7 protein-coding genes are annotated in these 7586 nt (G+C 44.6%); all 7 read right to left on the bottom strand.

Translation table 11 applies throughout. The features are described 5' to 3' along the window. Positions 1-223 precede the first annotated feature (223 nt). Genes ACWNM1_RS29720 through ACWNM1_RS29690 form a run of 7 tightly spaced genes read right to left on the bottom strand, consistent with a single transcriptional unit; the run spans position 224 to position 7432 of the window. A complete protein-coding gene (locus tag ACWNM1_RS29720) occupies positions 224-1375 on the bottom strand; it encodes an amidohydrolase family protein (protein WP_449603798.1) in 1152 nt (383 codons plus the stop codon). A 2-nt stretch (positions 1376-1377) separates the two neighbouring features. Continuing rightward, positions 1378-2436, bottom strand: a complete 1059-nt coding sequence (locus ACWNM1_RS29715; RefSeq protein ID WP_449603797.1) for a pyridoxal-phosphate-dependent aminotransferase family protein — start codon at positions 2434-2436, stop codon at positions 1378-1380. Further along, a complete protein-coding gene (locus tag ACWNM1_RS29710) occupies positions 2436-3206 on the bottom strand; it encodes an ABC transporter ATP-binding protein (protein ID WP_449603796.1) in 771 nt (256 codons plus the stop codon). Before ACWNM1_RS29710 ends, ACWNM1_RS29715 begins: the two co-directional genes overlap by 1 nt. Next, entirely contained in the window at positions 3197-3964 is a 768-nt protein-coding gene (locus tag ACWNM1_RS29705; RefSeq protein WP_449603795.1) for an ABC transporter ATP-binding protein, read from the bottom strand. The genes ACWNM1_RS29710 and ACWNM1_RS29705 overlap by 10 nt, the downstream gene beginning before the upstream one ends. Then, a complete protein-coding gene (locus ACWNM1_RS29700) occupies positions 3961-4827 on the bottom strand; it encodes an ABC transporter permease (RefSeq protein WP_449603794.1) in 867 nt (288 codons plus the stop codon). The genes ACWNM1_RS29705 and ACWNM1_RS29700 overlap by 4 nt, the downstream gene beginning before the upstream one ends. After that, a complete protein-coding gene (locus ACWNM1_RS29695) occupies positions 4824-5813 on the bottom strand; it encodes an ABC transporter permease (RefSeq protein WP_042183789.1) in 990 nt (329 codons plus the stop codon). The genes ACWNM1_RS29700 and ACWNM1_RS29695 overlap by 4 nt, the downstream gene beginning before the upstream one ends. Continuing rightward, positions 5810-7432: an ABC transporter substrate-binding protein gene (locus tag ACWNM1_RS29690; RefSeq protein ID WP_449603793.1), complete on the bottom strand. Its 1623-nt coding sequence runs from the start codon at positions 7430-7432 to the stop codon at positions 5810-5812. The genes ACWNM1_RS29695 and ACWNM1_RS29690 overlap by 4 nt, the downstream gene beginning before the upstream one ends. Positions 7433-7586: the final 154 nt, after the last annotated feature.

Genomic DNA, 7586 nt, shown 5'->3' with positions numbered 1-7586 from the left:
AACTTCTTTTTCGAGCTCGGCATGTGTATTTCTTGGCCGGACTTAGAATATATCATGTATAGAGATTCATTGCAACACTTTTTTTACAACGACTTAAAAACCATAAATCATGTATTAATGAATACACTCAGTCTTTATATACTGTTGCCTTATATACATTCCATAATAAAAGAAAAACAACCGCAAAAGATATCAGTTGTTTTAGATGATAGCTTAGACAGATCTAAATTAATTCCGCTTCCTTCGCTCCAGTAATTACGGAAACGATACTGTTTCGAAGTACCTCTGCATTATGCGCCTGGTATGGATCGACATTGAAAACAACAGCATCTGCAATAAAACCTTCTGCAATCTGCCCCAGCTCGTTACCGCTCCCTAGAATGTCAGCAGCGCTTTTAGTAGCAGACTGCCACGCTTCTCTGCGAGTTAAGCCATAATCAATCAACGTGTCCAGCTCTTGAAGATTATAACCATGTAATGAGGGTGTAGCATAATCTGTACCGAATCCAATACGGACCCCTTCTCTTTTTGCATAATGAATGGCTTTGGAATGCGATTCAGCAGCGCGGGCAGCTCGTTCGCAAATGATCGGGTTCAAAGCTAGAACGCCTTTCGGATCTGCAGCAATGCGATAGATGGATGTAGTAGGTACAAAAGCTACCCCTGAATTAGCAAGTCTACCTGCCTGATCTTCAGTCAGAAACATCCCATGTTCTATAGATTCCACTCCGGCCTGAATGGACCAGTCTATCGTCACTCCACCCCAGGTATGAACCAGTACCTTCTTATTATGAGCATGTGCATTACGAACAATGAATGCGAACTCTTCTTCGGAAAAGATCGGATCTACGACTTTGTCTGTGGGTGCCCCAAGACCGCCTGTGGCCATGATTTTTATCCAGCCCGCTCCTGTAGCAAAGATTTGTGCCATCCGTTGTTCCAAATGTTTACTTCCACGGGCATCTGCTGCTCCAAGCATATCGCTGCTGGTATGCACTCTTAAAGGCTGCTGATACTGCTGAACAAGATGCTGCACTGTGCTTGGCACAATTCCACCTGCATCCCGTACAGTCGTTACACCCGTCCTTAGAGTAGCCTCAAACGCTTGCCCCTGCATGGCTTCGATCTGCTGGGAGTCGCGCTTCAATTGGTCCGCATGATCAAAGTCTGTCCAAGCAAGATGCGTATGAAGATCAATTATACCAGGACTTATCCATAGATCTGTGCCTGTAGGAGTTGAATTATTTTGTTGCGGCTCCACTTCAGCAATAGATGAAAAATAGCCATCCTTGATCACAACATCAAAACATTTACCTTCGATGCCTGCTATATGAATATCCTTGAATGTATGCAGCTCTGGATGCTTATGGATCATCCTCATTCCCCCCAAGCCAGACGAACAGCCTGTAAGGCCTGATCAGGGTCTTGTTTCAACAACTCAGCAAGCGTTAATATGGCTTCCTCCACACTTTTCCGAGCAGCATTTGTTCCGAAATGATTGATCCGCAAAAGATGGCCAAATAGTTCTCCGTCTCCTGGAGCCACAATGCCTATAGGTTTTTCGATCTGCAAATCTTGCTTTCCAGCAATCCGAACCGTTGTAGTCAGTGTAGAATAATGTCTGCTGTCCTTTTGCCAAGGCTCAATTCCCAAGGATTCTATACCAGCTAATGTAGCAGCTGCAGCTCTTTCATGACGCTGAATGACTTGCTCCAATCCCTCTTCTTCAATTCGTGTTAAGGCCAGGATCAAAGCTCTTGCCTCTAATGTCGGAATATTTGGAGCAACTCGTAGTGGCGCGGCGCCATCCAGCGAAGGTTTGAGATCCAGCAAGGACAGAATGGAATTACGCGGTGCATTTTTATTAGACTCAAGAAATTCCCAGCCACGTGGTGAAATACTGACGGCGCTAATACCGTTAGGTCCAGCCAAGGCTTTTTGTGCGCCTATCACAGCAAAATCAACTCCCCATTCATCGACCAGTAACGCCTCTCCCCCAACCGCAGAAACCGAGTCCGTCACAGTAATGAGATTAAACTCCTTTGCAATCTTAAATATTTCTTTAGCCGGATTAGATCCACCTGTAACCACTTCAGCCTGAACAAAGGAAAGGGCACAAGGGCTAAACTCTTTAATTGCGGAAGCAACCTGGTCTCCAGTGACCACTTCATCAAAAGGAACCTTTACTTCAATAACCGTTGCTCCTCCCCGTTCAAGCCACTTTCCAAATAGACTTCCATAGGGACCTGTTACTACATTTACAATGGTTCGACCAGGCGCGGCTATTCCTACAGCCACTGCCTCGATCCCGAGAATTGCCTCAGCTGGGATGATAACTGGTGGATTTTCAGTAAACAAGATTGTAGAAATCAATTGTGTAAGCTTACTGTACTCATCCACTGAAAGTGGTACATGTACATTATGTTCTGGGCTCATTAGAAACCTCCTGATGTACTTATTTTTGGCATTTTAGGAACCGCCGACAACAGCTCGTAACTATATTCATGTTTAGGCCGTATGAAGAATTGATCCTTCGGACTCTGCTCCACGAGCTTTCCTTGCCGCATAACTGCTACCGTATCGCTAATTGCATTGATGACTCCTAGATCATGGGAAATAAAAAGCATGGTGAGATTAAGCTCAGCTTTCAGCGTATTGAACAGTTCGAGCACACTAAGCTGCACAGATACATCCAGTGCGCTCGTAGGTTCATCGGCGATCAGGATATTTGGTTCAACGCTTAATGCGCGAGCAATCGCTATCCGTTGCCGCTGACCACCAGAAAATTCGTGAGGGAACTTATCTAAAGCCTTTTGTTCCAAATGAACCTGGTTCAAAAGCTCTTTACATCTTTGCTCAACGCCCGTACGTCCCACAATTTTATGAAACAATAAGGGCTCGGAAAGAATTTTCCTAATCGAATGCTTCGGATTCAGAGATGCATCAGGATTTTGGAAGATCATCTGGATTATTTTACGCTGCTCACGGCTTCTTTTCTTTTTTAACTCTTGGGTACCTAACAGGATCTTCCCCTCATGCGGGGCAATCAGTCCAGCAATTACTCTCGCCAGTGTAGATTTCCCTGAGCCAGATTCTCCAACAAGTCCAAGAGTGGTGTGCTGCTCAAGATTCAGATGGATACAATCCAGTGCAGTAAATCCGCCATAGTGAACAGTTAAATCTTTTATTTGCAAGGCTAGTTCCATGAGTCTCTACTCCCTTCAAGCTCTGGCAAAGGAAGCACCGAATCAATCAGCATCTGTGTGTAAGGGTCGGATGGATTTTGCAAAATATCAAGGCTAGCGCCATGCTCAACAATCTGCCCTTGTTTCATTACACATAGGCGTGAGCACAAGTTGGCTGCAATCGCGAGATTATGCGTTACAAAAACCATAGCAAAGCTGAGCTCATGCTGGAGGTTCGTGATCGTTTCAATAATTTGTCGTTGAACCGTGACATCCAGCGCCGTTGTCGGCTCATCACAGAGAAGAATACCTGGCTTGCACGCCAGTGCCAAAGCGATGACTACCCGTTGACACTGACCGCCTGACAGCTGACTCGGATATCGATCCTTTTTCTTTAAAGAATCAGGGAGACCAAGTCTTTCGAGTAGCTCCAGCGCAATCATTCGTGAAGCCTTTCGGCTTACTCTCTGTCGGTAATACACCACTTCAGCCAGCTGATTAACAACCATACAGAGTGGATCAAGCGCACCTCTTGGGTCTTGAAACACCATCGCACTGCTTACGTCACTCTTAATGATGCCACCTGTCTGTTCAACACCGTTTGGAAGTAGTCCCAGAATTGCACGCAGCGTAAGCGATTTTCCTGAACCCGACTCGCCTACTAATCCTAGACTCTCCCCTTTGCTCAGCGAAAAGCTAACATTGTTAACTAATCTCTCTTTTGACTTCGCTGCCAGCGATAGTGCGTTTATTTCTAAAATGGGTTGTATAGACATCATTTTTTCCTCCATATGTCTGCCAAACCATCACCTAGGAGCGACAAAGCTATTCCGGTATACACCACTGCAAATCCTGGGACAGCTGAGAGCCACCAAGCTGTAGTGATAAAGGGCTGGCCATCCGAGATCATAGTCCCCCAGTCTGGAGTTGGCGGTGTAATACCGATCCCAAGATACCCCAGTGTAACAATGGCAACAAGCAATCCAATCATGTCTGTCATAAGAACGACCACGGCTTGCGGAAGCACATTGGGCAGCAGATGACGCAAAATAATTTTCACTCCGGGTAGCCCTAAGGTTTGAGCGGATGCCACCCATTCCTGATTGCGAAAAGATGCGCTAAGACCTCTCACTACACGGGCAAAAACAATCCAACCTACAAGGATAAAAGTAATATAAATGCCTCGTTCTCCTGCTCCACTGGCAAAAGCAACGATAATGACGATTAGATAAAAAGGAAAAGCGATCAACGTATCTGACAGCAGCGTAATAACTGTATCAATCCATTTGCCGTAATATCCCGCCAGCATTCCTAGGAACACACCTATGCAAAAGGGAATGATTTCTGCCAAGACCATGATTTTTAAATCAGTCCTCGCTGCATAAATCAATCTAGTAAACAGATCACGTCCCAGCTGATCGGTTCCTAGCCAGTGTTCAGCTGACGGAGGCTGCAGAAAGGCGCTCAAATTTTGCTCGGAGGGATCATAGGGACTTATATACGGTATGAACACAGTCGAGAGAATAAGAGCTGCAAACATAATTATCCCCACTAGCAGTGAAGGGGTATTCCATATTCGTTTTAAGCCGCTAGTCATTTTGCCAGCCACATACAATCGTGGTTCTAGTCTTATCGTTTTCATTGTTTTCCCTTCGTTCTGGGATCAAGCCACCAAGAAATGATTTCAATCAAGAGACTGATGATCACAACAGCTAGCGCACAGTAAAGTGCTATTCCTTGAATAACCGGAAAGTCCCGTTTCGAAATTGAAGTGAACAACAAGCTGCCAATTCCCTTTATTCCAAACACCTGTTCAACGACCAATGTGCCGCCGATTAGATAAGAAATATTCACACCCATCAGCATCAATGTTGGAAGAGCCGAATTGCGCAGCACATGTTTAAATAAAATAACCCTGCTTGGTATTCCGGCAGCCTTAAGTGTAACTACAAAATCCGATTCTAACACTTCAAGCATCTGTGCTCTTAACGAACGGACCAGCGTAGGAATCTGTGAGAAAGCAACGGTGATTGCCGGAAGTGCAAGACTGTGCAAAGTTCCAATCCACCCTTCACTTACTCCCCCAACGGGGAACCAGCCAAGCCGGACACTAAAGAGTAAAATTAAAAGTAAGCCAACCCAGAAGATTGGCATACCCAAAGTTATTGTAGGAAAAATACGTATTAAATGATCCAGCAGTTTATCCTTATGCGTAGCTGCTACTGTAGCAAGCAGAAGTGATACGAAAATCGCCAACACACACGCCATTACTATGAGCAACAAAGTGACTGGGGCTCTTTGCATAATCAACTCTCTTGTTGATGTACCCATAACAATGGAGTTTCCAGTATCCCCCTGAGTAAATAGCGTCTTCAGAAATCGCATAAACTGCTCCCATAAAGGGAGGTCCAGCCCAAGAGTATGATGCATACTCTTGAGCGCCTCAGGGGTACTGTATTCTCCCAATATCATTTTAGCTGGATCTCCAGGTACAATTCGGATGATGAAAAAGACTGCTATCATTACGCAACAGATCACTGCCAGCGCCTTTATAAGTGATATCACAAGCCAGTTGTAAGAGTCCTTGCTTCCTCTAGGTTGATTTAACACCTGCTTAAGATTCGTCATTGGCTGATGCGGACATCTTCAAAACGGGCGCTGCCGTTAGGTAGAACAACAAGGCCATCTACTGAAGAACGAATACCTTTCAAAACATCTGGATAATAAAGCGGAATATACGGCACTTCATCAGCAAGTGTCTGCAGCAGCTTAGTATAGATTTGCGCGCGAGTATCGCCATCTGCAGTTTTTTGGCCCTCATATAGAAGCTTCGTTACTTCATCATTCGTATAATGCGTCCAATACGATTTGCTGAAGCCTTCCGGATCGGTTTGGAAAGCAATGATCGAGTTCGCCTCTGGGGAATCCGCTTGGCCGCTATTCAGCATTGCCGCAAAATCATATGCAAAGAAACGTTCACGGAAAGTAGCAAGCTCAATCGACTCAATCTCAATTGTAATCCCGATCGTTTGACCCGCTGCCTGAATAATTTGCGCCTCTTGCGCTCTTGTACTATTGCCGGAGGCTACAAGTAATTTGGTAGTGAATCCATTAGGGAAGGCAGATTTAGCAAGTTCTTCCTTCGCTGCCTCGACATTGAAGTTCAGAGCCTTGATTGTATCATTGGAGTTATAAGGAATTGTTGTTGGCAGCAATGAGTTTGCTGTTTGCGCATAACCAAAGGTTAAAGCCTTGGTTAAGCCTTCACGATCAAGCGCCAGAGCCAGAGCACGACGAACATGCACATCCGAGAAATGTTCATCCAGCGTATTAAAGAACAATTGCTCTGTCACCCAACTACCGTTAGTAATTACTTTTGTGTCAGCTCCATCTTTGATCTCATTGGCATTTTGCAGTGCTAAAGATTCAATAGCGTTAACTTCTCCAGCCTTCAGCTGGTTGATTGCTTGGCTATCGTCCTCAATCAACTTATAAACTAGCTTATCAATATATGGTTTACCTTCTTGCCAGTAGAATTTGTTCTTAGTGAAGGTCAGATCACCCGCTGTATCCCATGATTCAACCATAAAGGGTCCCGTTCCGATGGGCTTCTTAAAGAATTCTTCTTCGGAAACTCCACCAAAATTGTTAGGCAAGATGCCATTTGAGAAATTGGATAGCTCTGAGATAAATGGTGTATAAGGCTCTTTAAGTGTAATAACAAGCGTTTTGTTATCCTGCGCCTTAATTGTGCCGACCTTTGCCGATATTGCCAGCGGGCCGCCAACCTTCAAGTGCCGCTCAAGGGAGAATACAGCATCTTCTGCAGTCACATCCGTACCATTTGAAAACTTCAGACCATCGCGAAGTTCAAAAGTATACGTCAATCCATCCTCACTAATACTATGTGACTTTGCAAGCCAATCTACAATTTCACCTTTGCTGTCAAAAGCGACTAATGATTCAAATACTTTATCGATAGCAAAAGCATTGTTGGACGTAATCTGATTATGCAAATCTAGCGAGGTTACAGAAGCAGGCCGACCATAGACGAAGGTTCCTCCTACTGCCGGCTCTGCCGCTTGAGGACTCTGAGTTGCTGTTGCTGGACTCGCACTTTCCTGCGCATCTTTATTTGAAGCAGCCTTATTATTAGATCCCGAGCATCCTGCAATTACCATCAATAGCAAAACTGCTATTGCCCCCAACAGAACCGGTTTCTTAACAGATACATTAAAATATGACATAATCCGCTCCCCCTATAATTCTTATATGTTTAGTATGAATTGTATTATGGATTAATCAATGTGGCCTGTCAAACAAAATTTAATTCTTAACAATCCGTTAAGTAAATAGACATAGCAAAAAGACCACTGTCGAATACTCAACAGTGGTCTTACA

The organism is Paenibacillus sp. Marseille-Q9583 (assembly GCF_976954365.1).
Note: the sequence above shows the minus strand (reverse complement) of the source record. Positions and strands in the feature narration are given on the sequence as shown.

Bases quoted from the DNA above. Each gene is read 5' to 3' on its own strand.
- ACWNM1_RS29695 (WP_042183789.1), bottom strand. From the start codon at position 5,813: ATGACGAATCTTAAGCAGGTGTTAAATCAACCTAGAGGAAGCAAGGAC.
- ACWNM1_RS29705 (WP_449603795.1), bottom strand. From the start codon at position 3,964: ATGATGTCTATACAACCCATTTTAGAAATAAACGCACTATCGCTGGCA.
- ACWNM1_RS29700 (WP_449603794.1), bottom strand. From the start codon at position 4,827: ATGAAAACGATAAGACTAGAACCACGATTGTATGTGGCTGGCAAAATG.
- ACWNM1_RS29710 (WP_449603796.1), bottom strand. From the start codon at position 3,206: ATGGAACTAGCCTTGCAAATAAAAGATTTAACTGTTCACTATGGCGGA.
- ACWNM1_RS29715 (WP_449603797.1), bottom strand. From the start codon at position 2,436: ATGAGCCCAGAACATAATGTACATGTACCACTTTCAGTGGATGAGTAC.
- ACWNM1_RS29690 (WP_449603793.1), bottom strand. From the start codon at position 7,432: ATGTCATATTTTAATGTATCTGTTAAGAAACCGGTTCTGTTGGGGGCA.
- ACWNM1_RS29720 (WP_449603798.1), bottom strand. From the start codon at position 1,375: ATGATCCATAAGCATCCAGAGCTGCATACATTCAAGGATATTCATATA.